This is a genomic window from Leifsonia shinshuensis (assembly GCF_013410375.1).
Taxonomy (GTDB): domain Bacteria; phylum Actinomycetota; class Actinomycetes; order Actinomycetales; family Microbacteriaceae; genus Leifsonia; species Leifsonia shinshuensis.
On record NZ_JACCFL010000001.1, the window covers coordinates 1,065,933 to 1,089,525 of the forward strand.

Genomic DNA, 23,593 nt, shown 5'->3' on the forward strand with positions numbered 1-23,593 from the left:
AAAGCGCGAGACAGCGCAATCCGCGCGGTCGTCAACGATGTCGACACGAAGAGGAACCCATGAAAATCACTCCGTTCCGCAACAGCAGGCGGACCGTGCTCTTCGGAGCCGCGGTTCTCGCCGTGACCGCGACGCTGGCCGGCTGCTCCGGCCAGAGCACCGGGTCCCAGGGTCAGTACGGCTTCCCCGAAGCGCAGCAGGACAAGAACGCGACCATCACCGTCTGGGTGGACGCCACCCGTGCCCCCGCGGTGAAGGCCTTCGAGCAGGCCAACCCGTCGATCAAGGTCAAGGCGGTCACCTACGACGGCTCCGCCAACGGCTCGAACTCCTTCAAGACGAAGATGGGCCTCTACGACCGGGCGGGGAAGGGCTGGCCGGACGTCGTGTTCTCCAGCCAGAACAACGACGCGTCCTGGGCCAGCCAGAAGGTCGCCGGAAAGCAGCCGTTCGCGGCTCGCCTCGACAAGGGATTGATCCCCGCGGCGACCCTCTCCGGATTCGCGACCGGCGCGCTGGCGCCGTGCACGGTCGAGGGCGGCACCTACTGCCTGCGCAACGACCTCGCGCAGACGGCCCTCTGGTACGACAAGAGCCTGCTCGCCCAGTTCGGCTACTCGGTCCCGACCACCTGGCAGGAGTACCAGGCGCTGGGCGAGAAGGTCGCCAAGGAGCACCCGGGCTACATCGTCGGATCGGTCGGCGACACGTTCGCGCCCGAGATCTACATGTGGGCCAGCAAGTGCCAGGCCAACGACGTGACCGGTCCCCGATCCATCACCGTCGACACCACGAGTGCCGACTGCAAGCGGATGGCCTCGCTGATCGACACCCTCGTTGCGGACAAGTCGCTGACCACGCTGAGCGTGTTCTCGCCCGACTTCGTGAAGCAGTACACCGGCAAGGTGCTGCTGATGCCGGGGCCGTCCTGGTACGCGGGCGCGCTCTTCAACAACCCGCAGTCGCTCAACACGCCCAAGGGCCAGCTCGGCGTCGCAGCGCCCCTGCCTTGGCAGGGCGAGCAGGCGGTGACCGGCAACGTCGGCGGCGGGACGTGGTTCATCTCCAGCCACTCGCAGAACCTGGCGAACGCGGCCAAATTCGCTGAGTTCGTGACCACCGCCGACGCCTACCAGGTGGACCAGGCGCCCGGCTTCCCGGCCTACAAGTCGGCCGCCGACAAGTGGCTGAACAAGCAGCAGTCCTCGGGCTACTACGCCACCGACCTGTCGGCGCTGACGCAGGCGGCCGGGCAGATCTGGACCGGCTGGGGCTACCCCTCCTTCAGCCAGGAGGCCGTCTGGGCCAAGACCATGACGCCCCTCCTCACCGCCGGGAAGCCGCTCGCGGACAACCTGGACGCGTGGGGGACCGCGATCTCGGACCAGGCGAAGGTCAACGGGTACACCGTCAAATGACCGACACCACCATCGCTCTCGCGGCCGGCTCAGCTCTCCGGGGCCGGCCGCGGGGGCGCCGCACCTCCCGGAGGCGGGACTCCCGTTTCGGCCCGGTCATCGTCGCGCCGTACGTCATCCTGACGATCCTCTTCGGCATCCTGCCGGCGCTGTACGCGATCTACCTGGCGTTCACCGACGCGAACGGCGCCTTCGCGCCGGCCGCCAACTTCGCCAAGGTGATCGGCGACTACCGGTTCTGGCCCGCGACCCTGCATGTCGCCCTGTACCTGCTGATCTGGCTGGTGGCGCTGCTGGTCCTGGTCGTCTTCCTGGCGATCACGATCCACTCCGTCGCGATCCGCTGGGTGAACTCGTCGTTCCGGCTGCTGTTCTATCTGCCGGGCGCACTCGCGGGCGCGTCGAGCGTGATGCTCTGGCTGTTCGTGCTCGACCCGGGCGCCAGCCCGGTCGGCTGGTTGCTCCACGCGATGGGGTTCTCCAGCTTCCACGACGTGATCCAGCCCGACGGGCTGCCGCTGATCTTCGCCATCATCGCCTTCTGGACGGGCGCGGGCGGCTGGATCGTCGTCATGTACGGCGCCCTGAACAACATCCCGGTGGAGATCATGGAGGCGGCCCGCATCGACGGCGCCGATCGCGTGCAGGTCGCGTTCCGGATCCAGATCCCGCTCCTGCGGAAGTGGATCGCCTACATGGGCGTGCTCAGCCTCGGCGCGGGCACGCAGCTGTTCGTGGAGCCGTCGCTGCTCTCGCAGGCGAGCAACGCCGTGGTCCCGAACGACTACTCCCTCAACCAGCTGGCGTACCAGTACGCCTTCGACCTCAACGATTTCAACGGTTCCGCGGCGATCTCGGTGCTCCTGCTCGTCGTCGCGCTGATCCTGTCCGCCGTCTTCGTGCTCCGCGGCGGCCTGTTCGATACGGAGGACGCATGACCGCGGCAGATGTGAAGCGCTTCCACGCGACGCGCACCTCGAGCCTCTCGACCGCCCGGCTCGCCGGCTGGAGCGGCAAGGCGCTGGTCGGCCTGGCGCTGGCCGTCGCGACGTTCTTCTTCGTCATCCCGCTCGTGTGGCTGTTCATCGCGGTGACCAAGAGCCAGCACGAGCTCTCGGTGCTCGGGCCGTTCCAGGCGGGCGGCTGGTCGTCGTTCGCCGCGAACGCCCAGCAGCTGTTCGGCTTCCAGGACGGCGCGGTGCTCGGCTGGATCGGCAACTCGGCTCTGTACGCGGGGGCCGCGCTGGTCGTGACCCTCGTGGTCTCGATCCCGGCGGGGTACGCCCTCGCCCTCACCGAGTTCCGCCTCCGCAAGGCGATCATGATCACGACCCTGGTCGTCATGCTGATGCCCAACACCGCCCTCGTGCTCCCGGTCTTCCTGGAGATGAATCAGCTCGGGCTGGTGGGGACGGCGTGGTCCGTCATCCTCCCGTTCTCGTTCTACCCGTTCGGCGTCTACCTCACCTACATCTACTTCTCGACGAGCATCCCGCGATCGCTGCTGGCGGCGGCGCGGCTCGACGGGTGCAGCGAGTTGCAGGTCTTCCTGAGGGTGGCGCTGCCGCTGGCGACCCCGGTCGTCGCGCTGGTCGCGTTCTTCAGCTTCGTGCAGAACTGGAACAACTACTTCCTGCCGTTCGTGATGCTGCCCGACAGCAGCGCCTACCCGATGCAGGTCGGTCTCTCGACCCTGCTGTCGTCGGCTCCGGCGTTCAACCCCAGCGCCGCGGGCTCGTCGTCCGTCGAGCTCCCCACCCTCGCCCTGGCCACCATCCTCTCGATGCTGCCCGTCCTCATCCTCTTCCTCTTCTCCCAGCGCTTCCTCGTCGCCGGCATGACCGCCGGCGGCACCAAGGAATGAACGGTCTCGAAAGGCTGTCGTCAATGAAAATCACCGGATTCCGCGAGCACATCACGCAGCACGACTGGCGGCGCCCTGTCGGCGATGTGAACGGTGTGAGCGAGGGGCACCGCACCGACGTGCAGGTCCTCGTCATCAGCACCGACACGGGCCTCGAGGGCGTGAGCGTGACCGCCGCCGCCCCGCTCCGCACGGCGCGCATCTTCCCGGCGATCGAGGGGCAGGACCCCCGCAGCACCACGGCGCTCTACGACCTGATGCTCGCCCACGTCTTCAAGACCGGGCACAACGGCGACCTGTTCGCAACCATCGGCGCCATCGACCACGCGCTGTGGGATCTGAAGGCCAAGGCAGCGGACGAGCCGCTGTGGCGGATGCTCGGCGGGCGCACCCGCTTCGTGCCGGGCTATGCGTCCGCGCTGGAGTTCGCGCTGACCGATGCGGACGCGCGCAGCGTCTACCAGACCTTCGCCGACGCCGGCTTCTCGTCGGCCAAGGTGAAGGGCGGCCGGGATCTGGACGACGACATCCGGCGGTTGCAGCTCGTGCGCGAGGTGATGGCGCAGAACTCCAACCGGCCGGCCCTGATGCTCGACGCCAACGAGGTCTGGAACCGGTCGCAGGCGATCCGCTACATCCGCCAGCTGGAGGCGGCCGTCGATCTGACCTGGGTGGAGGAGCCCGTCCGCCGCTGGGATGCGCGCGGACTGGCGGACGTGCGCCACGGCACCGCTGCCGGAGTGGCGAGCGGCGAGAACCTCACCGGCCTCGAGCAGTACCGTCCGCTGCTCGACGCGGACGCGCTGGATGTGGTGCAGTTCAACAGCGGCTGGGGGATCACCCACGCGCTCCGCGTCGCCGCGGTGGCGCACGGTCGCGACCTCCCGGTGAGCCCGGTCGGCTTCAGCAACGTCATCGCCCACGCGATGACGGCGATCCCCAACCACCTGACCACGGAGGTCCAGGACCTCGGCCAGCCGATCGGCGTGACCATGGATCAGGAGATCGTCGACGGGGGCTACCTGCTGGGCACGTCACCGGGCGCCGGCATCACGCTGGACGAGTCCCAGTTCGCGACGCACGACCGGTCGCCGGGCTGGCAGACGACGAGCGGTCCGCACGTCCGCCCGGAGCGCGCCGGCCTGCGGCTCGTTCCGGACGCGCGCCGCAACGACGTGTCGTACGACCGGGGCGCCTGATGGCCGAACCGTTGCGCGTCTGCCTCTACACCCGCGTCCGGCCCGGGATGCTGGAGCGCTACCGCGAGCTGCACGACGCGATCTGGCCCGGCGTCGCGGAGCGCATCCGGCTCTCGAACTTCACGAACTACACGATCTTCCTGCGCGGGGACCTGCTGGTGCAGTACTACGAGTACGTCGGCGACGACTACGAAGCGGATCAGGCGGCGATGCAGGCCGACCCCGAGTCGCAGCGCTGGTGGCGGGAGACGGGACCGTGCCAGCTGGACCCGGAGCCCGGCACGCCGGGCGGCCCCTGGCGTGAGCTCACGCCGATCTGGCGTCTCGACGAGACCGGCAGCGGTCAGGACACGACGCGGTAGATCCGCTCGGCATTGCGCCAGCCGACGCGATCGGCTTCCTCGGCCGAGAGGCCGCACTCGTCGAGCACGAACTCGAACCAGCGCGGGTAGGGGATGTCCGCGCGCCGGGACACCGGCCAGTCGCTCCCGACCACGGCGCGGTCGGGGCCGAAAGCCTCCAGTGCGGCCAGCACCCAGGGCCGCACCGCGTCGAGCGGGCCGTCCGGGGGGAGCAGCCCGGAGACCTTCAGCACGACGTTGTCGCAGGCGGCGAGCGCCCGGATGCCGTCGAGCCACTCCCCGCGGAGCGCCTCGGCCGGATCCTCGCCCGCGGGCTTGCCGAGGTGATCGAGCACGATCACCGTGTCCGGCGCGGAGCGCGCTGTCCGAGCCAGCTCGCGGAGCTGGGGGGCGCGGACGCACGCGTCGAACGCGAGGCCCGCGGCGCCGACGGCGCGCAGGTCGGCGAGGAACTGCTCGTGGGCGAAGAAGCCGAGCGGTTCGTCCTGCAGCAGTCGGCGGACGCCGGTCACTCCGGGGATGGCCGTCAGGGACTCCAGCGCCGCGACCGCGCTGTCCCCGTCGCCGAGGGGCGCGTGGGCGACGGCTGCGACGACGGGAGGCCGCGCGTGGCCGAGCCCGAGGGCCCATTCGGCCTCCGCAGACGCTTGTTCGACGCGACAATCGGCCTCCATGAAGACCGCGCGGATCCCGGCGGCGTCGGGGATGTCGTCAGGGGTGAAGCGCCAGGGGAGGTCGGTCCCGTGCAGCCAGGCGTAGTCGAAGCGGCTCTGGTCCCAGCAGTGCAGGTGGGTGTCGATGACGCGCATGGCGCTCCTTCCGTCAATAGATCATACGTGATACCTCTGGCGGCCCTTCCGCGCGCCGCACCGGCGCCGTCCCGCACTCACACCGCCGCAGCCGACAGATCCCGATCCGCGTCGGACGCGCCGATCAGCGCGCGCAGCTCCTCCGCCGGCAGGTCCGCCCCGAAGCTCGGACGCCCCGGCTGCAGGGCCGCGCCCGCCGCCAGCGGCCCGGCCACGACCGGGTCGAAGCCGAGAGCGTCGACCAGGGTCGCGACCTGCTCGAGGTCGGCCGGGTCGTCGCCGGCGATCGCGATGGCCTTGCGCCCGGGTTCGCCCGCCGGTCGGCTCTCCTCCTCCAGGTCGTGGTAGCCCATGTGGTTCAGGGCCTTCACGACGCGGGATCCGGGGAGGAAGTCCTGCACGAGCTCGCTCGTGGAGGTGAGCGGGTCGTTCAGGTCGTCGCGGATGCCGTCGCTCTCCCACCAGTAGTTCATCGCGTCGATCACGAGCTTTCCGCGCAGCTGCTCGACCGGGAGGGCGCGGTACTTCCCGAGCGGGAGGGCGAGGATCACGATGTCGGCGCCCGCGGCGGCCTCCTCGGGGCGCACCGGCGTGGCGCCGGGGGCGAGGACGTCGATGGTGAGGGCGATGCGGTCCGGGTCGCCGGAGCCGGAGATCAGCACAGGGTGGCCCGCGGCGAGGGCGAGCCGGGCGAGGACCGTGCCGACCTTGCCTGCGCCAAGGATGCCGACCGTGCGGGTGCCGGTGTCGCGGGTGCCGGTTGTGAGTGTGTCGTCCACCTCCGTCTCCTTCAGCGCCGGAACGCGGGGCCGGCGGTGGACGCGGGCCGGGGCGTCTCCGCGAGCAGCTCCCGCACCATCGGGACGACGGTCGTCCCGTAGAGCTCGACCGCGCGCATCCGGTCGCTCGCCCGCATCGCGCCGCCCGCGGTGTAGATGAGGTCGAAGCGGCCGACGTCGAGGGTGCGGATGGCGTCCGCCATCTTGCGGGCGACGGTCTCGGGGGAGCCGATGTAGAGCGAGCCGTGCGCGACGTCCGCGTCGAACTCGTGGCGCTGCAGCGGCGGCCAGCCGCGCAGGGCGCCGATCCGGTCGCGGACCACCTTGTAGCCGGGGTAGAACAACTCCTTCGCCTCCTCATCGGTCGCGGCGATGAACCCGGGGGAGTGCATCCCCACCGGGAAGGCCGTCGTGCCGAACTGCTCGGCCGCGCGGCGGTACAGGTCGACGTACGGCGCGAAGCGGGCGGGGGCGCCGCCGATGATCGCGAGCATGAGCCGGAACCCGTAGTGCGCGGTGCGCAGCACCGACTGCGGGGTGCCGCCGACGCCGACCCAGGTGCGGAGGCGCCCGGACTCGGTCTTCGGGAACACGTCGGCCTCGGTGAGGGGCGCCCGCGTCGTGCCCTCCCAGCTGACCGGCTTCTCGTCGAGGAGTTTGTGGAAGAGGTCGATCTTCTCGTCGAAGAGGAGGTCGTAGTCCGCCAGGTCGTACCCGAACAGCGGGAACGACTCGGTGAACGACCCGCGGCCGAGGATGACCTCCGCGCGCCCGTTCGAGAGGGCGTCCACCGTCGCGAAGCGCTGGAACACCCGCACCGGGTCGTCGGAGGACAGCACGGTCACGCCGGAGCCGAGCCGGATGCGCTCGGTGGCGGTGGCGATGCCGGCGAGCACCGTCTCCGGCGTCGAGATCGCGAACTCGGGGCGGTGGTGCTCGCCCACGGCGAAGGCGTCGACGCCCAGGTCGTCGGCGAGGATCGCCTCGTCGAGCGTGGCGCGGATCGCCGCGGCGTACGTGGTGACCTCCCCGCGGTCGTCCCGGGGCAGGTCGCCGAAGGTGTCGAGCCCGAATTCCAGGGCGGTGGTGTCGGACATGCTGTCTCTCCTGTCGGAATGGCCGGTGATACGGATGGGGGCGAGGCCTACTGCGCGGCGTTCGCCCGCGCGGTGGTGATCTGGGCGGTGCGGCGGCCGGTGAGGCGCCACTCGCCCGGGTCCTCGGCGAGGAGCTCGCGGACGTGGGGGACGACCTGCTCGCCGAACAGGCGGATGCTGCGCTCGCGCGCCTGCACGGGCAGGTGCAGCAGGTCGTACTTGAGGTCGAATCTGCTCAGGTGGTTCGTGCGGACGATCGCGGCGAGCTTGCGGGCCACCGTCTCGGGGGAGCCGACGTAGAGCGCGCCGGTCGCGACCTCCTGCTCGTACCGCTCCGCGGTGGGCGGGTAGAAGCCGCGCTCCCGGCTGAGCGCGGTCACCACCGGCCGCCAATACTGCCAGTGCGTCTCCTTCGCCTCGTCGTCGGTGCCGGCGATGAAGCCGAGGGAGTGCTGGCCGATCGGGAGCTCGGGCTGCCCGGACTCGGCGAGGGCGCGCAGGTAGAGCTCGGCGTGGCCGGCGAAGCGTTCGGGCCTCCCGCCGATGATCGCCATCATCAGGGGGAGGCCGTTCCGCGCGGCGCGGACCACGGAGTCGGGGCTGCCGCCGATGCCGATCCAGGCGGGGATGCCGCCCTCGGGCATCCGCGGGTGCAGCCGGACCGACTCGAGCGGGCTGCGGTAGCGGCCGGACCAGGTGACGCGCTCCTCGCGCATGAGCCGGAGGAACAGGTCGAGCTTCTCGTCGAAGATGTCCTCGTACTCGGCGATGTCGTAGCCGAACAGCGGGAACGACTCGATCGCCGATGCGCGACCGAGCACCAGCTGGGCCCGCCCGCCGGAGATGCCGTCCACCGTGGCGAACTGCTGGTACAGCCGCACGGGATCCTGCGTGGACAGCACGGTCACGGAGGTGCCGAGCCGGATGGTCGACGTCGCCTGGGCGGCCGCCGCGAGCAGCACGGGCGTCGCGGAGTCCACCATCCCCTCGCGGTAGTGCTCGCCGACGCTGAAGATGTCCAGGCCGACCGCCTCCGCGAGCTGCGCCTCCTCGACGATCAGGCGCAGCGTCTCGGCGTCCGACAGGACCCTGCCGTCGTCGGTCGCGACATCCCCGAAAGAGTTCAGTCCGAACTCGAGCTCTGCCATGTCGATCTCGACCTCCCTCGCCACCGGCCGTTCCGGATTGACGTGTCAATGCGGTAACAATGGAGCTGACGTGTCAATTCCCGAAGGGAGCCGAGGTGAGCGAGAGTGCGCGCCGCACGCCGACGCGGGAGCAGCTCCGCGTCTGGCGGAACTACATCGAGACGGCCGAGGTGCTGCGCACCCGCCTGGACAGCAGGCTGCAGGCCGAGTCCGCGCTGTCGTCGGGCGACTACCAGGTGCTGCTGGCGCTGACCGAGGCCGAGGGACGCACGCTGCGCTCCTCGGAGCTGGCGGGGCTGGTCGGCTGGGAGCGCAGCAGGCTGTCCCACCATCTCGGCCGCATGGAGAAGCGCGGGCTGATCCGCCGCGAGGCCTGCTCGGACGACGTGCACGGCGTCGACGTCATCGCCACCGAGGCCGGGGCGACGGCGTTCCGCGCCGGCTCCGTCCCGCACCTGCGCGCGGTGCGGGAACTCTTCCTCGACGCCCTCACGCCCGCGCAGCTCGACGCGGTGGACGACCTGACCGGGGCGCTGCGGCGGCACCTGGGGCTGGAGGCGGAGGGCGAGGGCGGGTCCTGAGCCTCAGCCCGAGGTGGGTGCCGAAGCGGCGGGAGCTGCTGGGGGTGACGGGCCAGAAGCGCCTGGCTACTCCGCTGTCGCGGCCCGGGCGGCCCGATCCCGGGGCCAGACCTGGTAGGGCGCCAGCTGCTCGAAGGTGAAGAGCACGTTGCGGATGTTGCCCTCCGTCTCCGGGTCGTGGTCCGGCATGAGGTCGTTCAGCTCGGGTACGGAGACGTCCCAGACACGGTCGAGCGACGCGTGGCCCTCCACGGACGCGATCCCGCGCTCGAGATCCACGTCGAAGCCGGAGCTGGCCTCCGCCAGGAGCACCAGGACGACCCGATCGAGCTTCTCCGCGTCGAAGGGCTGGGCATTCCGACGGGCCAACGCGACGTGTACGACTCCCCGGTACTTCTCGCGGCGCACCGACTTGGCGTTGCGGCGGACCAGCTTTCCATCCTCGACGTTGGTGACGTCGAGAGCGGCGGTCCCACCGCCATACCAGCGCGCGTCATCGCCGGACTCCTCGGCGAGCTCTGCCACCACGGCTTCTGCGAGGCCGGCGCGGATGCTGGGCAGGTCCCGGTCGGACCAGTGGACGAACCGACGTTCGATCGCTGTGATGTCGCTCACGTTCCGCTCCTCGAGGATTGCTGGTCTGCACGATGTCTCTTCTACTGATCGACACCTCGACGGGTCGCGTTAGGGCACGTGCGCCGCCCGGGAGGATTCCGAACGGCGCACGTCCCTGACCTCCGGCTGGACCGCCCGCGTCAGCCGATCCGCTTCCGCCAGCGCGCGGAGAAGGAGGCCGGCGCGAACCCGATCGCGTCGTTGACGTCGAGCATCGGGCGGTTCTCCTCCGCGTTGACCGTCTCCACGAGCCGGCAGCCGGGGAACCGTTCGGTCAGCTCGCGGAGGTTGGCGAGCTTCAGCAGCATCCCGAGCCGGTGGCCGCGGTGCTCGCGCAGCACCAGGGTGTCCATCTGCTCCGCCGGGCGGTCGGACTCGCTGGACACGTCGAGCTCGGTGAACCCGACCGCCTGCCCCGTCGCCTCGTGGACCACGATCGACGTCAGCGCGACCCGGGGGCTCTCGGCCCAGAGGTCGTCGACGGCGCGCACGCGGTCCGGAGTCCAGACGTCGGTCAGCTCGATGCCGGCGTTGGGCGCGTCGGTGGCCATCCGGGTGCGCAGCAGCGCGATCGCCTCCAGCCACTCCTCGGGCGTGCGCCCCTGCCAGGAGACCGTCCGGTAGCCGGCCGCCGCGCCGACCGCCGCGCCGAGCAGGGTGGAGAGGACGTCCGGGTCGACCGGCAGCGGCAGCGCGCTGATGCGCGCGACCTGTTCGAGCCCGAAGCCCTGGCGGAGCAGGAAACGGGTGGACGGCAGGCCGAGCGGCACCGACCCGAAGCCCGTCGGCGCAGGGAGGGCCTCGCCTTCGACGCCCGCCGGGTAGGTGGTCTGGTTCTGGATGGTGGAGCGGCCGTCCTCCCTGGCCAGCTGCTCCAGGCGGTCGTACAGCGCCGAACCGATCCCGCGGCCGCGGAAGCCGGGAAGGACGGAGACGGCGCACCAGCACTCCGGCGCGCCGGCCGGCAGTGCCAGGTTGCCGCGGGCGACGACGCGGCCGTCGACCTTGGCGACGAGTCCCGCCATCCGCCGCGACTCGTCGCGCCAGTCGGGCAGCAGCTCGGCCGCGGTCATGACGTCGCCGGCGTGGCCGCGCTGCTCCGCCTCGACGGCGCTGCGCACCGCGGCGAAGGCGACGAAGTCCGCCGCGTCGGGTGCGTCGACACTGACCGGGACGACGAGCGGTTCGATGGTGAAGCCGGTGAGCATGGTGGTGTGATCGGTAGATGACATGAGACCTCTTTGTACGCAGGATCGATCGACTCACCCACGGTCGTGGGGAGGAAGGGAGTCACTGCTACAGGATCACGGGGTTCAGCATTCCACAGCGGTGCCCGCGGCAGCAAGGCCTGGCCCGGAACCCGGGCGCCGGCCCCTGACCTCCGGCCCGCGCCGGCCGATAGTACGGGTATGCGCACACTCATCGCACTGCTGGGCGCAGCCCTGGTCGCGGCTGCGCTCCTCTCGACTCCGGCGACCCCCACCGCGCGAGCCGACGACTCCGTGTTCGGCAGCCGGCTGTACGTCGATCCGGGCAGTGACGCCCGGCGGATGGCGGACTGGTTCACCGCGGTCGGCGACACCGGGAGGGCGGCGCTCATCGAGCGGATCGCAAGCCGTCCCACCGCCGTCTGGCTGGGCGACTGGTACAGCCCGGCGCTTCTCGACAGTGTGATCCGGCGGCACCTGCAGGCAGCGGCGGCGCAGGGCGCGACGCCGGTCTTCGTCACCTACGCGATCCCCGACCGGGACTGCGGCGGCTTCTCGGCCGGCGGCTTCACGCCCGACCAGTACCTCGACTTCACCCGCCGGGTCGCCGCGGCGCTGGCCGGCAGCCGGGCCGTCGTCCTGGTCGAGCCGGACTCGCTGACGATGCTCGCGAGCGCGAAGTGCGCGGGCGTGGCGGACACGCGCCTCCCCCTGCTCCGCTCGGCGGTGGAGATCCTCGGCGCCGCCGGCCTCACCACGTACCTCGACGGCGGCAACGCGCGCTGGCTGACGCCGGACGCGCAGGCGTCGTACCTGAGAGCCGCGGGCGTCGCCGGCGCGCGCGGGTTCTTCACGAACGTCTCGAACTTCGACGCCACGCAGACCGAGCGGGACTACGCGGGCAAGGTGTCCTCGCGCATCGGCTGGAAGCACTTCGTCATCGACGTCTCGCGGAACGGCAACGGCTGGACGGGCGACTGGTGCAACCCGCCCGGCGCGGCCCTCGGTCAGGACCCGCAGATCACGGAGTCGCCCGCGGTCAAGCTCGACGCCCTGCTCTGGGTCAAGCATCCGGGCGCGAGCGACGGCCCGTGCAACGGCGGCCCGGCGGCGGGAGCCTGGTTCGAGAGCGGCGCGGAGGCGCTGGTGCGCGGGCAGGCGCAGCCGGCAGCTCAGGTCACCCGATAGGTCCGGTACCGCACGGCGTTCGCGTCGCGCACGCACGAGGCGACGTAGAGCGCGTGCTCGAGGTGCTTCAGCCGGGGCGACGCGGTCTCGAACCGGATCGCGGTGCGGAAGTAGTAGTCCTCCGGCGGCACCGGCTCTCCGCGCAGGAGCGCGTCGAGGATCCCGGGATCCGCCGTCCGCACGCCGCTGACCTGGAGGTAGACGTACTCGCCCTCCGGGGTCCGTGCCGTGTAGCGGCCGTCGATCTCGATCGCGCCGTCGGGCCGGACGACCTGCCAGTCCGCCCCGCCGGGGAGGATCTCCGCCTGCAGCCCGCCGTCGATGGCGCCGCCGACGATCGGGATCACCCGGCGGTGGCCGGCCCGGGTGTCCCCGTGGTCGGCGAGCTCCCCGAGCGCCACGACCACGTCGAACGCGGCCTCCAGCGCGGGGACGGTGGGCTGGACGGTCATGGTGTCGCCTCCGGTCGGGGGTGGCCGCGGTCGTGCCGGGTGGAGCTCAGGGCGTCGCCGAGGCGTTCGAGGGCCGGCAGCGCCGCGTCGATCGCGGCGCGCTCGTCGGCGGTGAGGGTCGCGGCCGCCTGGCCGACGAAGGCCGCGGCCGCGCTGTCGTACCGGTCGAAGTAGTCGAGCGCGGCGGGGGAGGCGATGACCTCCACCTGCCGCCGATCGGCCGCGCCCGGCCGCCGCACGATCAGGCCGTCGCGCTCCATCGTCGCCAGCAGGTTGCTGATCGCGGAGCGGCTGAGTCCGAGCGCGTCCGCGAGCGCGCTGGGCGACGCGACGGTCCCGCGGGGGAGCCGGCGGATCACCTCGATCTGCGCGTCCGGGATGTCCGGCAGGTTCTCCCGCTCCCGGACGGAGGACAGCAGCGCCCGGCGCAGCGGGGAGATCAGGGCGGCCAGCCGGGCCGCGTCCACGGTCATCCGGCCGACCGGACCGTCAGGGACGACCACTCGTTGAGCGAGTCCGGGTGGAATCCGGCGGCGAGCTTGTACTCGGCGGCGATCCGCTCGCGCTCCGCCCGGGGGATCACCGTGTCGATGTCGTCGAAGCCTTCCGGGGCGCGCTCCCGCGCGAGCAGCATGACCCGCTCCGGGCCGGTGCGCCTGGTCAGTTCCAGCAGCGCCGCCGTGGCCGGGCGCCGCGCCTCCTCGTAGGCCTGAAGGGCGTCCTCGACCGTCGCCTCCGTGGCGAGACGGTGCGCCAGCGTTCGGGCGTCGAGGATCGCCTGCGAGGCGCCGTTCGAACCGTTCGGGTACATCGCGTGCGCCGCGTCGCCGAGCAGCGTCGTGCGCCCGAACGTCCAGCGCGGGAGCGGATCCCTGTCGACCATGGGGTACTCGAGGATCTCCTCTGCGGCGCCGATCGTCGCCGGCACATCGAGCCAGCCGAAGCGCCAGTCCCGGAACAGCTCGACGATCGGGGCCGGGTCGACCGCGCTGTTCCAGTCGGCGTCCCCGGCGCCGGCGCCGTGGCGCTCGGCGATGAAGTTCACCCGCTGGCGGCCGTCCGCGCCGGGCGCGCTCAGCGGATAGGCGACGAACTTCTGTTCGCCGTCGCCGGCCATGATCATCGTCCGGCCGTCGAGGAACGCCGGGACGACGGCGGTGCCCCGCCACAGCGTCAGCCCGCTCCACGGCGGGGCGCCCTCCTCCGGGTACCGCAGCGCGCGGAGCGCCGAGTGGATGCCGTCCGCCCCGATCAGGACGTCCGCCTCCTCCGCGACCTCGCCCGCGTCGGTCCGGAAGGTCGCGGTGGTCCCGCCGCCGTGGTCGTCGACGGCGACCAGCCGGTGGCCCAGTCGGACTCGGTCGCCGAGCCGCTCCCGGACCGCCTCGGCGAGGGCGAGCTGCAGGCGCCCCCGGTGCACGGAGAGCTGGGGCCAGCGGTAGCCGGCCTCCCGCCCGCGCGGCTCGCTCCAGATCGGCTGGCCGAACCGGTTGTGATAGCTGAGGGTGGCGGGCGCCGTCCCCAGCTCCGCGACCCGCGCGTCCAGCCCGAGCTCGGTGAGCTCGCGGACGGCGTGCGGCAGCAGGTTGATGCCGACCCCGAGCCCGCGGAGCTCGTCACTCCGCTCGAAGACCTCGATGTCACGGAACCCGGCCGCCTCGAGGCTCAACGCGGTCGCGAGTCCCCCGATGCCGGCCCCGACGATGGCTATGCGCATGATCCGACTCCCTTATCGTCCTGGCGCGATTCCACATAGTTTTGCCTGTGAACCATTCCGGTGTCAAGGGTCAGCCGTCCGGCGGTGGGCTACTCCGCCACGAGCACGAAGAGCAGGAAGGCGAGGAAGCGGCCGCTCGCGTGCTTCCGGAGCTCCGGGAAGCGCTCGAAGGCCGCGGGCGCCGGCGCCGGTTCGCTGATCGTGGCGATGCGGAAGCCGGCCTCCGCGAACGCGTCGGTCATCGCGTGCAGCGGGCGGTCCCAGAACGTGAGCTCCGTGGTCCGGCCGCCCAGCTCCCACTCCTCGGTGCGCCGGTGGACGCCGAAGTACTCCCGGTCCCCGCCCGACAACCGGTCCGAGAAGAAGATCGCCGAGGGGTGCTCCTCCGAGACGATGAGCCGCCCGCCCGGCTTCAGGACCCGGTGGAGCTCGGCGAGGCACGGCGCCCAGTCCTTGAGGTAGTGCAGGACCTGCGAGGCGACGACATCGTCGAAGGTGTCGTCCTCGAACGGGAGCGGCTCCGCGAGGTCGGCGACCCGCAGGTCGACCGCGTCGCCGAGCCGGGCCCGAGCCTGCTCCAGCATCCCGGCACTGGAGTCGATCCCCGTCACGATGGCGCCGCGCTCGAGGAGGTCGGCCAGGATCGGTCCGGAGCCGCAGCCGACGTCGAGCACCCGGCGGCCGGCGACATCGCCGGCGAGCTCGGCGAGCGCGGGCCGGTTGTAGTACTCGTTCAGGAGGCTCGTCGCGTTGAGCGCCGCATAGCCTTCGGCGATCGCGTCGTAGGGAGACCGGGTCATGAGGATCATCGTCGCATGGCACCGTCCCCGGCGCCGCGCCTACCCTGTGGCTGTACGCCCGGCTCAGCGGGGTGGGAGGTGGTGGCGATGCCGTCGCGAGATCGGAGCAGGATCGCCGCCGCGCTCGCCCGCGCGGCCGCGCTCCTCGTGCTGGCGTCGTGCTCCTCGCCGGGCGGGAGCACCGCCTCCGCGCCGAGCGCCGGGTCGCGGTTCGCGGACGGGGTCGCGGTGCTGGGGGACTCGATCTCGACGGCGAAGAACTCGGATCCTGCGCATCCCGAGCAGGACGCCGAGCAGAACTCGTGGGCGACCGGGACGGCGCCCGCAGTGCAGAGCGTCTACCTGCGGCTGGTGGCCGTCAATCCCGCTGCCCGCGGGCATGCCCTCGACCTCGCGGTCGACGACGCGGGCATCGACGGCGTGCTCGCCCAGGCCAGGCAGCTGGTGCAGCACCCGCGCGCCCACGAGCTCGTGCTGCTGCAGGGGATCAGCGCGGACCTCCGTTGCGACGGGAGCGACCCGGCGAACGAGGGGCCGTTCGCGAAGAAGGTGGGGCAGGTCCTCGACGTGCTCGCCGCGGGCCTGCCGGACCCGGACATCGTCCTGGTGAGTCTCTACGGGACGTCCGCGAGCCATGCGCAGGCATTCAGCCAGGTCGATCCGACCGCCATCACCGGCGACGGCCCGTGCGACGCGATCGACCCGGCGACGGGGAAGCTCTCGGCCTCCAGGATCTCCTACGCCGGGGCGCTGGTCCAGGCGTACGAGAGCAGGACCGCGGCGGTGTGCACGGCGCACCCGCACTGCCGGACCGACGGGCGGGCGGCGCGGGGCATGGCGCTCGCGCCGGCGGACTTCGTCCCGTACGACATCCACTTCTCCGTGCGGGGGGAGCACGATCTGGCGGCGGTGCTCTGGCCGGCGATCTACCCGGGAGCGCACTGATCGCCTCTTGACGCGGCGCCCCGAATTCGCGTTAATGGGCATCAACATGAATTCCGTGCGCAGCTACTCCATGAACGTCCGCGCCGCCCGCGCCGAGCAGACCAGGCGGCGGATCGTCGCGGCCACGATCGAACTCGCGCTCAGTCGCCCCCTCGCCGCGTGCACCCTGCCGGCGATCGCCGAGCGCGCGGAGACGACGGTGCAGACGATCCTGCGCTCGTTCGGCAGCAGGGACGCGCTCTTCGCCGCCGCGGTGGAGGCCGCGGAGGGCGAGGTGGTCGCCGAGCGCACGGTCGACCCCGCGGACGTCGCCGGGTCGCTCGCCGCGCTCGTCGACCACTACGAGCGCGTCGGCGACGGGATGCTGCTGCTCGGCGGGCAGGAGACGTCGGAGCCGCTGGCGTCCCGGATCACCACCGAGGGCAAGGCCGTGCACCGCGCCTGGGTCGAGCGGCTGTTCGCCCCGACGCTGGCAAGCGTGCCGGGCCCGCGCCGCGCGGAGGCGGTCGACCTCCTGGTCGCCGCGACCGACCTCAGCGCCTGGAAGCTGTGGCGGCGCGACGCCGGCCGCAGCCCGGCGGAGACGCTCGCCCGGTTCACCGCGCTCGTCTCCGCCGTCGTCGCCCGGCTGGAGGCCGGGCTCTGAGAGAAGGAGCCACCACCATGTCTACGATCGCCGTCGTCACCGTCGATGCCGGCGGCAACGTCCCGCCGATGCTCCGCGTCGCCGAGGCGCTCGCCGCGCGCGGGCACCGGATCGAACTGCTCGGACAGCCGCGCCAGAGCCCGCTCGCGGCCGAGCGCGGGTTCGGGTTCCGCGGCGTGGAGTCGCTGCGGGGCTGGAACAGCGGCGTGCGCCGGTCCGTCCCCACCGCGGTCCGCCAGGCCGTCGCGCTGCTCGCCGACCGCCGGATCGGCGCGGAGGTCGCGGCGCTCGCCCGGGAGGCCGGGGCCGAGCTCGCCGTGACCGACTGCCTGCTCGCGAGCACCCACGCGCCGTTGCGGGCCGCAGGGATCCCCGACGTCGTGCTGTTCCACACCCTCTACAGCTACTGGACCGGCGACCTCGCCCGGGGTCCGGTCGGGATGCTGGCCCGGCTGCGCGGCACCGACCCGCGCGCCGCCTGGGCCGGCGCGGCGGCCAGGGTGGTCGCCTCGGACCGGACGCTGGACCCGGGCGCGACGGCCGACGGCGTGGACTGGGTGGGCGCCGTCGAGCGCGGCGAGCCCAGGCGGCCGGCGCCGGACGAGCCGCCGCTCGTGGTCGTGAGTCTCAGCACCGCGTGGCTCCCGGGCCAGAGCGCGGCCTATCAGCGCATCGTCGACGCGCTCGGCGGGCTCCCGCTGCGCGGGGTCGTCACGCTCGGCGGGCTCGCCCCCGACCGGCCGCTGCGCGTGCCCCCGAACGTGGAGGTCGTCGACCGGGCCGACCACGGCGCGCTGTTCCGCCGGGCGTCGCTCCTGGTCGGCCACGGCGGCCACTCGACCACGCTGCGCGCGCTCGCGCACGACGTGCCGATGGTCCTGATGCCGATGCACCCGCTGCTCGACCAGCCGGCCGTGGCGGCCGCGGTCGCCCGGGCCGGGGCGGCCGAGGTGGTGTCCAGGAAGGCGTCCGCGGAGCACATCCGCTCGGCAGTCGCGCGGGTACTCGCGAGCGGCCCCGCGGCCGTGGAGGCACGGGCGCTGGGGACGCGCGTGCGGTCGGGCGACGCCGCCGTCGCCGCGGCGGACGCGGTCGAGCGGGAGCTGCGCGCGCGGCGGCCGAGCGCGCAGCGCTGAGCCGGCTCGGCGCTGACCCGGCTCGGCGCTGACCCGGCGCGGCGCTGAGCCTGGGCCTATCGCCCGTGCGACCCGTCGATGGCCACCAGCCGGTCGACGGCCTCCTCCAGCGTCTCCTCGAAGATCAGCGGGCCGGGCCGCGCCCAGGCCGTCACGAGGAAGCCCAGGGCGGTCTTGCTGATCGTCCCGACGCACTCGGCGCAGTCCGGGTGCTCGCGGAAGAGCAGCCAGCCGTCGTCGGCGTAGAGCCGGAAGCGTTTGTCATCCACGACGAACTCGTCCGCAATCGCGAGCACCATATCGGTCCCCTTTCCCCGCGCGGCTGAAGGCGACGCAGGGCGGGTTCGGGTCCCCGACGCGCTTCTGTCGTGGTTACGACACCAGAATGGTAAGCGCCGCGACCCGCTCAGGGGAACGGCGCGCCCGGAATGATGCGGCCGGCGGATCGCCGGTGCGCGTTGCGGATCGCCGGGAGCCGCGTGTTCGAACCCTCTCAGCCGGAGGCCGGTGGCCGTCAGGTGACGCGGAGCAGAATCCCCGGTTACGCCCTATCGGTAAAACGTTTGCATGACGGAGGCTGATTCCGCTCCTCCGACACAGGAGCAGACCCGCCCGGACCGACGCATCCGGGAGCGCACAGACCACTGGGGAGTCGACGCATGCTGAAACCGCTCCACGCCGACGACCGGGGCAGCCTCGCCGGCGGCCCCGGGTCACCGGTTCCGCATCCGATCGAGGTCGTGGTCGGCGGGCACCGCCTCCGGGCGACCCGGGCCATGGGCGAGCTGTTCCTCAAGGCCGCCAGGGCCAATGCCAGGACCGCCGGGGCGCCGCTGACCCCGCTCTCGCACTCGGAAGGCGTCGAACTCCTCCACATCACTGCGGCGACGCCCGTGACGGTGAGCGACGTCGGCCGCGGGGACGGGATCGCCCTCATCCTCTGGCGCTGGCCGGAGCCCGAACCGGCGGCTGACGCGCCCGCCGAGGCTGCCTACCGGCCGGAGGACCGGCCCGAGGACCGGCTGCTCGTCCTCTTCGACGCGCCGGACGAGTGGCTCGGCCGCGACGCCGGCGCCGAGCATCTCGCCGCCGTCCGCTCGCTGATCGCCGGCCTCGCCGAGGACGCCGGCCTGCGCGAGCCGGAGGAGTTCGCGTACTCGTGGCACATCCTGATGGAGGGCGCCGTCGTCGATGCCGCCGAGGGGGACGTGGAGGCCGCGCACCGAGCGAAGGCGATGGGCCGGGATCTGATCGCGCGGCACCGCCGGGGCGTCGCGCAGGCGGACGCGGGCGACCACCGTGTCGACCCACGCTGGGCGCTGGGCTGAGGCGCCCGCGCCGCCTCCTGCCGCGCCGCCTCCCTGGTCGCGGCGCCTCCCTTGCCGCGGGCGCCGGCGACGTCCCAGGATGGGCGCAGGCACGTCGCCGGCGTGGTGAGGAGGCGGACGGCGCGGATGGATCACGATGCGGCGGACGCCCGCCGGTGGACGAGGGACGTGAGCGCGCTCCTCGCCCTGCCCGCGCTCTGGGTCGACCACGACCCGCGGGAGATCGCGAACGGCCTGCTGAGCGTGCTCACCGGGATGCTGCAGCTCGACAGCGCCTACGTGCGGTTCGCCGACGCCGCGGGGGACCTCCCGCTGGAGGTGTGGCGGCCGTCGGGTGCGCGCCCGCCGGGCGAGCTGACGCGGGCGCTCGGACGTTCCGGCCGCGCGACGGCGGACGGCGCCGGCGTGCCGGGCGCGGGGACCGTGGTGGCGGACGCGGGGGTGGTCACCCTCCCGATCGCGCTGCCGTGGGAGAGCGGGACGGTGGCGGTCGCGGCCTCGCGGGTGGACTTCCCGACGGCGACCGAGACCCAGCTGCTGCGGGTCGCGGTCGGCCAGGCGGCCATCGCGATCCACACCGCGCGCCGGCTCGCGCAGGAGTCCGCCGCCCGCCGGGCGGCCGAGGAGGCGCTGCTCCGGCAGCACGAGCTCCTGCGCGCGCTCTCCGAACAGGTGGCGCCGGAACTCGCCGCGCTCGCGCGGCGGGTGCAGGACGCCGGGCGGCCGGACCCCGGCAGCCGACCCGAGCCCGGCGCTGTTCGCGGCGGCCCGCCCGCGCTCACCGATCGCGAGGCGGAGGTGCTCGGGCTGCTGGCGCAGGGCCTCAGCAACAAGGAGATCGCCGCGGCCCTCTGGCTGAGCGACCGGACCGTGGAGCGGCACATCACCTCGCTCTACCGCAAGATCGGTGTGGCGCGCCGGAGCGAGGCCACGGCCTTCGCCCTGCGGCACGGCGTCGTGTGACGGCGGCCGGCCGCGCGCTCCACCGGCCGCGCGCTCAGCCGGCCGCGCGCTCAGCCGAAGGTGAAGCAGAACGCCTCCGCGCCTCCCTCCGGGAACTCCACCTCGAGCAGCCGGGTCGCGACCGGCCCCGGCTGACGGACGAGCTGGAAGGTGTCCTGCCGGTCGAGCACGCCGTTCCCGAGGGCGTCGACGTCGGTGCCGTGGGCCTCGCCGGGGGCCTTCCCGTCGAGCAGCACCCGGAACGGGACCGCTCCGCGCCCGGCCGCAGGGCCCATGACGAGGTTGGCGTCGCGCGCGTGGAAGGCGAACGAGATCCGTCCGCCCGGCTCGTCGAGCACCGCGGCGTCCCTGGTCTGGGTCCAGCGGCCGGCGAGGTCCCACTCGTTCAGCGCGAGCCGGGCGCCGCCCGGGTAGACGCTGGACAGGTCGTAGAGGCCGGCGTCCTCCGAGGCGAAGCCGCTGCTCTGGCCGTAGCCGAGGTAGGTCTCCGGGGACCGCAGCGACCGCCAGTCCGCCGCGACCTCCAGGCCGTGCGCCTCGGGCGACACCAGGTCGCCGTCGATGCCGTCGGCGCCCGCGTCCAGCAGGAGCTGCTGCAGGACCATCTCGGTCATCATGTACTCGCCCTCGCCGAAGTGGTGGTAGCGCAGCCGGCCGTCGGCGTCGGCGACGTACAGCGCCGGCCAGTAGTGGTTGTCGAAGTCGCCCCACACGCCGTAGTCGCTGTCCACCGCGACCGGGTACTCGATCCCGAGTCTGCGCACCCGTTCCGTCACGGTCGCGAGGTCGTGCTCGAAGCCGAACTCCGGCGTGTGGACACCGACCACTGTCAGACCCGCCGCCGCGTACTTCGCGTGCCAGGCCCGCAGGTAGGGAGCCGTCCGCAGCCAGTTGACGCAGGTGAAGGTCCAGAAGTCGACCAGGACCACCCGGCCGCGGAGGCCGGCGGGGGTCAGCGGCGGCGAGTTCAGCCACGCCGTGGCGCGGGAGAGCGGCCCGAGCGCGCCCTCGTCCGGGAGGTGGCCGCGCTCGTCGTCCGGCTGCCGGTGCAGGAGCGAGCGGAAGGACCGGCGCGGCCCGTCCGACGCGTCGAGCCCGTCGCCGTCGTCCCGGTCAGACATCGCGCGCCCCCTCCGCCACCGCTCGCGCCGAGCCGTCGCGGGCCATCCGGTCGACCGCGACGATCGCGTCCGCGAATGCCTGCGGCGCCTCCTGCGGGAGGTCGTGGCCGACACCGCCTGTCGCGACGCGGTGCTCGTACGGCCCGGTGAAGACATCCCGGTACGACGCGGCGTCGGGGTGCGGCGCCCCGTTGGCGTCCCCCTCGAGCGTGATCGTCGGGACCGCGATCGGCGGCCGCGCCGCCAGCCGGTCCTCCAGGTCGGCCAGCGCCGGATCGCCGTCGGCCAGGCCGAGACGCCACCGGTAGTTGTGGATGACGATCTCGACATGGTCGGGGTTGGCGAACGACCCGGCCGTGCGCTGGAACGTCGCCTCGTCGAATCGCCACTGCGGCGAGGCCGTCTCCCAGATCAGCCGTGCGAAGTCGTCGCGGTAGCGGTCGTAGCCCGCCCGGCCGCGCTCGGTCGCGAAGTAGAACTGGTACCACCAGGCGAGTTCCCCGGCGGGCGGCAGCGGCTGCGCGTTGGCGGCCTGGCTCCCGACCAGGTACCCGCTGACGGCGACCTGCCCGCGCACCCGCTCCGGCCAGAGCGCGGCCAGCACGTTCGCGGTGCGCGCTCCCCAGTCGAAGCCGGCCACGATCGCGTCCGCGACGCCGAGCGCGTCGAGGAAGGCCACCGCGTCGGTGGCGAGGACCGCCTGCTCGCCGTTGCGGGCGGCGTCCTCGCGCAGGAAGCGCGTCCCGCCGAAGCCCCGCAGGTTCGGCACGAGCACCCGGTACCCGGCGTCCGCGAGCAGCGCCGCGGCCTCGTCGAAGGCGTGGAGGTCGTAGGGCCAGCCGTGCAGGAGCAGCACGGCCGGCCCGGTGCTCGGACCGACGTCCGCGTACTCGACCTCCAGTTCGCCCGCGACGATGTGCGCGAGCGCCGGCTGTTCCCCGTTCATCGCAGTGGGCGGAACGTGTCCCTGACCTCCTGGGAGAACAGCTCCGGCTGCTCCCAGGCCGCGAAGTGTCCGCCCTTCGCCAGCCGGTTGAAATGGATGAGGCTCGGATAGGCCGTCGCCGCCCAGGTGCGCGGGGCGGCGTAGATCTCGTCCGGGAACACGCTGACGCCGGTCGGCACGGTGACGCCCTTCGGTGCGAAGAACGCCAGCTTGCTCTCCCAGTAGAGCCGCGCGGAGGACACCGCCGTGTTGGTCAGCCAGTACAGGCTGACGTTGTCCAGGATGTCGTCGCGGGTCAGCCCCTCCGTCTCGCCGGCGAAGACGCGGGCGATCAGGTCGTAGCTGCGGGCGTCGTGGTCGAGCATCCACGCGGCGAGGCCGACGGGGGAGTCGGCGAGCGCGTACAGCGTCTGAGGGCGGCCTGCCATCTCCTGTGCATAGCCGAGACCGTGCGCGTAGAAGTACGCGAGCTGGTCCCAGGCGTTCCGCTCCTCGGCGTCGAGGTCGGCCGGCGGGTCCTCGTGCGCGTCGAGCGCGGCTTGGATGCTGTCCGGAACGGTGGCGGGCATGTTGGTGTGGATGCCGATGAGACCCTCGGGCTTCAGCAGCGCCAGCTGCTCGGTCACGGCGTTGCCCCAGTCGCCGCCCTGCGCGACGTAGCGGTCGTAGCCGAGCCGGCGCATCAGCTCGGCCCAGGCGCGGGCGATGCGGATCGGGTCCCAGCCGGGCTGCTCGGGCTTCGCCGAGAAGCCGTGGCCGGGCAGCGATGGGATGACCAGGTCGAACGCGTCCTCCGCGCTCGCGCCGTACATGGTCGGGTCGGTGAGCGGGCCGACGATCTTCAGCTGCTCGATGACCGATCCCGGCCAGCCGTGCGTGACGATCATGGGCAGGGCGCCCTCGTGCCGCGACTTCACGTGGATGAAGTGGATGTCCAGGCCGTCGATCTCGGTGACGAACTGAGGGAGGCTGTTGAGCCGGGCCTCCACGCCGCGCCAGTCGTGCCCGTCCTGCCAGTACTCCATGAGGTCGCGGATCACCTGCAGGCGCATGCCCTGCGACGTGTCGTCGACGGTCTCGCGCTCCGGCAGCCGGGTCGCCCGGACGCGCCGCATCATGTCGTCGATGTCGGCCTGCGGGATGTCGATGGTGAACGGCCGGACTGCGGCGTGGTCGTCGTCGTGGCCGGTCCGTGCGGGGTGTTCGCTGATGGACATGTCGTCCTCCTTCTCCGAGGCGGCGGCGCTGAACGGGCGCCGCCGCCTCTGACC

At 72.6% G+C, this 23,593-nt stretch carries 26 protein-coding genes; 12 read left to right on the top strand and 14 right to left on the bottom strand.

Annotated features, from left to right (window positions below; genetic code table 11):
* The first annotated feature begins 59 nt into the window (after positions 1–59).
* From HNR13_RS05190 to HNR13_RS05210, 5 genes are read left to right on the top strand one after another with little or no spacing between them, the layout of a single operon-like run.
* A complete protein-coding gene (locus HNR13_RS05190) occupies positions 60–1,418 on the top strand; it encodes an ABC transporter substrate-binding protein (RefSeq protein ID WP_179604770.1) in 1,359 nt (452 codons plus the stop codon).
* Positions 1,415–2,356 (top strand): carbohydrate ABC transporter permease, encoded by a 942-nt coding sequence (locus HNR13_RS05195; protein ID WP_179604771.1) that lies wholly within the window; start codon positions 1,415–1,417, stop codon positions 2,354–2,356. The genes HNR13_RS05190 and HNR13_RS05195 overlap by 4 nt, the downstream gene beginning before the upstream one ends.
* Positions 2,353–3,282, top strand: a complete 930-nt coding sequence (locus HNR13_RS05200) for a carbohydrate ABC transporter permease (protein WP_179604772.1) — start codon at positions 2,353–2,355, stop codon at positions 3,280–3,282. The genes HNR13_RS05195 and HNR13_RS05200 overlap by 4 nt, the downstream gene beginning before the upstream one ends.
* A 23-nt stretch (positions 3,283–3,305) precedes the next feature.
* Positions 3,306–4,481: a mandelate racemase/muconate lactonizing enzyme family protein gene (locus HNR13_RS05205; protein ID WP_179604773.1), complete on the top strand. Its 1,176-nt coding sequence runs from the start codon at positions 3,306–3,308 to the stop codon at positions 4,479–4,481.
* On the top strand, positions 4,481–4,843 hold the full coding sequence (locus tag HNR13_RS05210; protein WP_179604774.1) for an L-rhamnose mutarotase: 363 nt from the start codon (positions 4,481–4,483) through the stop codon (positions 4,841–4,843). Before HNR13_RS05205 ends, HNR13_RS05210 begins: the two co-directional genes overlap by 1 nt.
* Here HNR13_RS05210 and HNR13_RS05215 read toward each other — a convergent pair.
* The 4 genes from HNR13_RS05215 to HNR13_RS05230 form a co-directional block, all read right to left on the bottom strand.
* On the bottom strand, positions 4,825–5,652 hold the full coding sequence (locus tag HNR13_RS05215) for an amidohydrolase family protein (protein WP_179604775.1): 828 nt from the start codon (positions 5,650–5,652) through the stop codon (positions 4,825–4,827). The two genes, HNR13_RS05210 and HNR13_RS05215, sit on opposite strands and share 19 nt — an antisense overlap.
* A 77-nt stretch (positions 5,653–5,729) precedes the next feature.
* The gene (locus HNR13_RS05220) at positions 5,730–6,431 is read right to left on the bottom strand and encodes an NAD(P)-binding domain-containing protein (RefSeq protein WP_179604776.1); all 702 of its coding nucleotides are present in this window, start codon (positions 6,429–6,431) and stop codon (positions 5,730–5,732) included.
* 11 nt (positions 6,432–6,442) lie between these two features.
* A complete protein-coding gene (locus HNR13_RS05225; RefSeq protein WP_179604777.1) occupies positions 6,443–7,528 on the bottom strand; it encodes an LLM class flavin-dependent oxidoreductase in 1,086 nt (361 codons plus the stop codon).
* A gap of 47 nt (positions 7,529–7,575) precedes the next feature.
* The gene (locus tag HNR13_RS05230; RefSeq protein WP_179604778.1) at positions 7,576–8,676 is read right to left on the bottom strand and encodes an LLM class flavin-dependent oxidoreductase; all 1,101 of its coding nucleotides are present in this window, start codon (positions 8,674–8,676) and stop codon (positions 7,576–7,578) included.
* Between the two features lie 95 nt (positions 8,677–8,771).
* On the opposite strand from HNR13_RS05230, the gene HNR13_RS05235 reads away from it, so the two are divergent.
* Entirely contained in the window at positions 8,772–9,257 is a 486-nt protein-coding gene (locus HNR13_RS05235) for a MarR family winged helix-turn-helix transcriptional regulator (RefSeq protein ID WP_343063465.1), read from the top strand.
* A gap of 66 nt (positions 9,258–9,323) precedes the next feature.
* Here HNR13_RS05235 and HNR13_RS05240 read toward each other — a convergent pair whose 3' ends face one another.
* A complete protein-coding gene (locus HNR13_RS05240) occupies positions 9,324–9,872 on the bottom strand; it encodes a hypothetical protein (protein WP_179604780.1) in 549 nt (182 codons plus the stop codon).
* A gap of 140 nt (positions 9,873–10,012) precedes the next feature.
* Complete coding sequence (locus HNR13_RS05245; protein WP_179604781.1) at positions 10,013–11,104, bottom strand: GNAT family N-acetyltransferase; 1,092 nt, start codon at positions 11,102–11,104, stop codon at positions 10,013–10,015.
* Positions 11,105–11,281: 177 nt separating this feature from the next.
* On the opposite strand from HNR13_RS05245, the gene HNR13_RS05250 reads away from it, so the two are divergent.
* Positions 11,282–12,268: a glycoside hydrolase family 6 protein gene (locus HNR13_RS05250; RefSeq protein WP_179604782.1), complete on the top strand. Its 987-nt coding sequence runs from the start codon at positions 11,282–11,284 to the stop codon at positions 12,266–12,268.
* Here the strand turns inward: HNR13_RS05250 and HNR13_RS05255 are convergent.
* From HNR13_RS05255 to HNR13_RS05270, 4 genes are all read right to left on the bottom strand, one after another.
* On the bottom strand, positions 12,253–12,720 hold the full coding sequence (locus HNR13_RS05255; protein WP_179604783.1) for a DUF3237 domain-containing protein: 468 nt from the start codon (positions 12,718–12,720) through the stop codon (positions 12,253–12,255). The genes HNR13_RS05250 and HNR13_RS05255 overlap by 16 nt on opposite strands.
* Positions 12,717–13,193: a MarR family winged helix-turn-helix transcriptional regulator gene (locus HNR13_RS05260; protein ID WP_179604784.1), complete on the bottom strand. Its 477-nt coding sequence runs from the start codon at positions 13,191–13,193 to the stop codon at positions 12,717–12,719. The genes HNR13_RS05255 and HNR13_RS05260 overlap by 4 nt, the downstream gene beginning before the upstream one ends.
* A complete protein-coding gene (locus HNR13_RS05265) occupies positions 13,190–14,437 on the bottom strand; it encodes a flavin-dependent oxidoreductase (protein ID WP_179604785.1) in 1,248 nt (415 codons plus the stop codon). The genes HNR13_RS05260 and HNR13_RS05265 overlap by 4 nt, the downstream gene beginning before the upstream one ends.
* Positions 14,438–14,526: 89 nt before the next feature.
* Positions 14,527–15,237 carry a class I SAM-dependent methyltransferase gene (locus HNR13_RS05270; protein WP_179604786.1) on the bottom strand — a complete coding sequence of 237 codons (711 nt, stop codon included), beginning with the start codon at positions 15,235–15,237 and terminating at the stop codon, positions 14,527–14,529.
* 87 nt (positions 15,238–15,324) lie between these two features.
* Here HNR13_RS05270 and HNR13_RS05275 point away from each other — a divergent pair, with 87 nt between their 5' ends.
* The 3 genes from HNR13_RS05275 to HNR13_RS05285 are packed head-to-tail and all read left to right on the top strand — an operon-like array spanning position 15,325 to position 17,964.
* Positions 15,325–16,182 carry a hypothetical protein gene (locus HNR13_RS05275; RefSeq protein ID WP_179604787.1) on the top strand — a complete coding sequence of 286 codons (858 nt, stop codon included), beginning with the start codon at positions 15,325–15,327 and terminating at the stop codon, positions 16,180–16,182.
* Between the two features lie 46 nt (positions 16,183–16,228).
* On the top strand, positions 16,229–16,828 hold the full coding sequence (locus tag HNR13_RS05280; RefSeq protein ID WP_179604788.1) for a TetR/AcrR family transcriptional regulator: 600 nt from the start codon (positions 16,229–16,231) through the stop codon (positions 16,826–16,828).
* A gap of 17 nt (positions 16,829–16,845) precedes the next feature.
* Positions 16,846–17,964 carry a glycosyltransferase gene (locus HNR13_RS05285; protein ID WP_179604789.1) on the top strand — a complete coding sequence of 373 codons (1,119 nt, stop codon included), beginning with the start codon at positions 16,846–16,848 and terminating at the stop codon, positions 17,962–17,964.
* Positions 17,965–18,020: 56 nt separating this feature from the next.
* Here HNR13_RS05285 and HNR13_RS05290 read toward each other — a convergent pair whose 3' ends face one another.
* Positions 18,021–18,263: a hypothetical protein gene (locus HNR13_RS05290; RefSeq protein WP_179604790.1), complete on the bottom strand. Its 243-nt coding sequence runs from the start codon at positions 18,261–18,263 to the stop codon at positions 18,021–18,023.
* A 360-nt stretch (positions 18,264–18,623) separates the two neighbouring features.
* Between HNR13_RS05290 and HNR13_RS05295 the strand changes: the two genes are divergently transcribed.
* Both HNR13_RS05295 and HNR13_RS05300 read left to right on the top strand, forming a co-directional pair.
* Positions 18,624–19,292 (top strand): hypothetical protein, encoded by a 669-nt coding sequence (locus HNR13_RS05295; protein WP_179604791.1) that lies wholly within the window; start codon positions 18,624–18,626, stop codon positions 19,290–19,292.
* Positions 19,293–19,460: 168 nt separating this feature from the next.
* Positions 19,461–20,255: a helix-turn-helix transcriptional regulator gene (locus tag HNR13_RS05300; RefSeq protein WP_343063466.1), complete on the top strand. Its 795-nt coding sequence runs from the start codon at positions 19,461–19,463 to the stop codon at positions 20,253–20,255.
* 50 nt (positions 20,256–20,305) lie between these two features.
* On the opposite strand, the gene HNR13_RS05305 is transcribed toward HNR13_RS05300, so the two are convergent.
* The 3 genes from HNR13_RS05305 to HNR13_RS05315 are packed head-to-tail and all read right to left on the bottom strand — an operon-like array spanning position 20,306 to position 23,539.
* Positions 20,306–21,376: a redoxin domain-containing protein gene (locus tag HNR13_RS05305; RefSeq protein ID WP_179604793.1), complete on the bottom strand. Its 1,071-nt coding sequence runs from the start codon at positions 21,374–21,376 to the stop codon at positions 20,306–20,308.
* The gene (locus HNR13_RS05310; RefSeq protein ID WP_179604794.1) at positions 21,369–22,322 is read right to left on the bottom strand and encodes an alpha/beta fold hydrolase; all 954 of its coding nucleotides are present in this window, start codon (positions 22,320–22,322) and stop codon (positions 21,369–21,371) included. The genes HNR13_RS05305 and HNR13_RS05310 overlap by 8 nt, the downstream gene beginning before the upstream one ends.
* Complete coding sequence (locus tag HNR13_RS05315; protein WP_179604795.1) at positions 22,319–23,539, bottom strand: epoxide hydrolase family protein; 1,221 nt, start codon at positions 23,537–23,539, stop codon at positions 22,319–22,321. The genes HNR13_RS05310 and HNR13_RS05315 overlap by 4 nt, the downstream gene beginning before the upstream one ends.
* Positions 23,540–23,593: the final 54 nt, after the last annotated feature.

What these genes read in the sequence shown, in the direction of transcription:
- HNR13_RS05190 (WP_179604770.1), top strand. Translation starts at nt 60, where the DNA reads ATGAAAATCACTCCGTTCCGCAACAGCAGGCGGACCGTGCTCTTCGGA.
- HNR13_RS05195 (WP_179604771.1), top strand. Translation starts at nt 1,415, where the DNA reads ATGACCGACACCACCATCGCTCTCGCGGCCGGCTCAGCTCTCCGGGGC.
- HNR13_RS05200 (WP_179604772.1), top strand. Translation starts at nt 2,353, where the DNA reads ATGACCGCGGCAGATGTGAAGCGCTTCCACGCGACGCGCACCTCGAGC.
- HNR13_RS05205 (WP_179604773.1), top strand. Translation starts at nt 3,306, where the DNA reads ATGAAAATCACCGGATTCCGCGAGCACATCACGCAGCACGACTGGCGG.
- HNR13_RS05210 (WP_179604774.1), top strand. Translation starts at nt 4,481, where the DNA reads ATGGCCGAACCGTTGCGCGTCTGCCTCTACACCCGCGTCCGGCCCGGG.
- HNR13_RS05215 (WP_179604775.1), bottom strand. Translation starts at nt 5,652, where the DNA reads ATGCGCGTCATCGACACCCACCTGCACTGCTGGGACCAGAGCCGCTTC.
- HNR13_RS05225 (WP_179604777.1), bottom strand. Translation starts at nt 7,528, where the DNA reads ATGTCCGACACCACCGCCCTGGAATTCGGGCTCGACACCTTCGGCGAC.
- HNR13_RS05230 (WP_179604778.1), bottom strand. Translation starts at nt 8,676, where the DNA reads ATGGCAGAGCTCGAGTTCGGACTGAACTCTTTCGGGGATGTCGCGACC.
- HNR13_RS05245 (WP_179604781.1), bottom strand. Translation starts at nt 11,104, where the DNA reads ATGTCATCTACCGATCACACCACCATGCTCACCGGCTTCACCATCGAA.
- HNR13_RS05250 (WP_179604782.1), top strand. Translation starts at nt 11,282, where the DNA reads ATGCGCACACTCATCGCACTGCTGGGCGCAGCCCTGGTCGCGGCTGCG.
- HNR13_RS05255 (WP_179604783.1), bottom strand. Translation starts at nt 12,720, where the DNA reads ATGACCGTCCAGCCCACCGTCCCCGCGCTGGAGGCCGCGTTCGACGTG.
- HNR13_RS05260 (WP_179604784.1), bottom strand. Translation starts at nt 13,193, where the DNA reads ATGACCGTGGACGCGGCCCGGCTGGCCGCCCTGATCTCCCCGCTGCGC.
- HNR13_RS05265 (WP_179604785.1), bottom strand. Translation starts at nt 14,437, where the DNA reads ATGCGCATAGCCATCGTCGGGGCCGGCATCGGGGGACTCGCGACCGCG.
- HNR13_RS05270 (WP_179604786.1), bottom strand. Translation starts at nt 15,237, where the DNA reads ATGACCCGGTCTCCCTACGACGCGATCGCCGAAGGCTATGCGGCGCTC.
- HNR13_RS05275 (WP_179604787.1), top strand. Translation starts at nt 15,325, where the DNA reads ATGCCGTCGCGAGATCGGAGCAGGATCGCCGCCGCGCTCGCCCGCGCG.
- HNR13_RS05280 (WP_179604788.1), top strand. Translation starts at nt 16,229, where the DNA reads ATGAATTCCGTGCGCAGCTACTCCATGAACGTCCGCGCCGCCCGCGCC.
- HNR13_RS05285 (WP_179604789.1), top strand. Translation starts at nt 16,846, where the DNA reads ATGTCTACGATCGCCGTCGTCACCGTCGATGCCGGCGGCAACGTCCCG.
- HNR13_RS05290 (WP_179604790.1), bottom strand. Translation starts at nt 18,263, where the DNA reads ATGGTGCTCGCGATTGCGGACGAGTTCGTCGTGGATGACAAACGCTTC.
- HNR13_RS05295 (WP_179604791.1), top strand. Translation starts at nt 18,624, where the DNA reads ATGCTGAAACCGCTCCACGCCGACGACCGGGGCAGCCTCGCCGGCGGC.
- HNR13_RS05305 (WP_179604793.1), bottom strand. Translation starts at nt 21,376, where the DNA reads ATGTCTGACCGGGACGACGGCGACGGGCTCGACGCGTCGGACGGGCCG.
- HNR13_RS05310 (WP_179604794.1), bottom strand. Translation starts at nt 22,322, where the DNA reads ATGAACGGGGAACAGCCGGCGCTCGCGCACATCGTCGCGGGCGAACTG.
- HNR13_RS05315 (WP_179604795.1), bottom strand. Translation starts at nt 23,539, where the DNA reads ATGTCCATCAGCGAACACCCCGCACGGACCGGCCACGACGACGACCAC.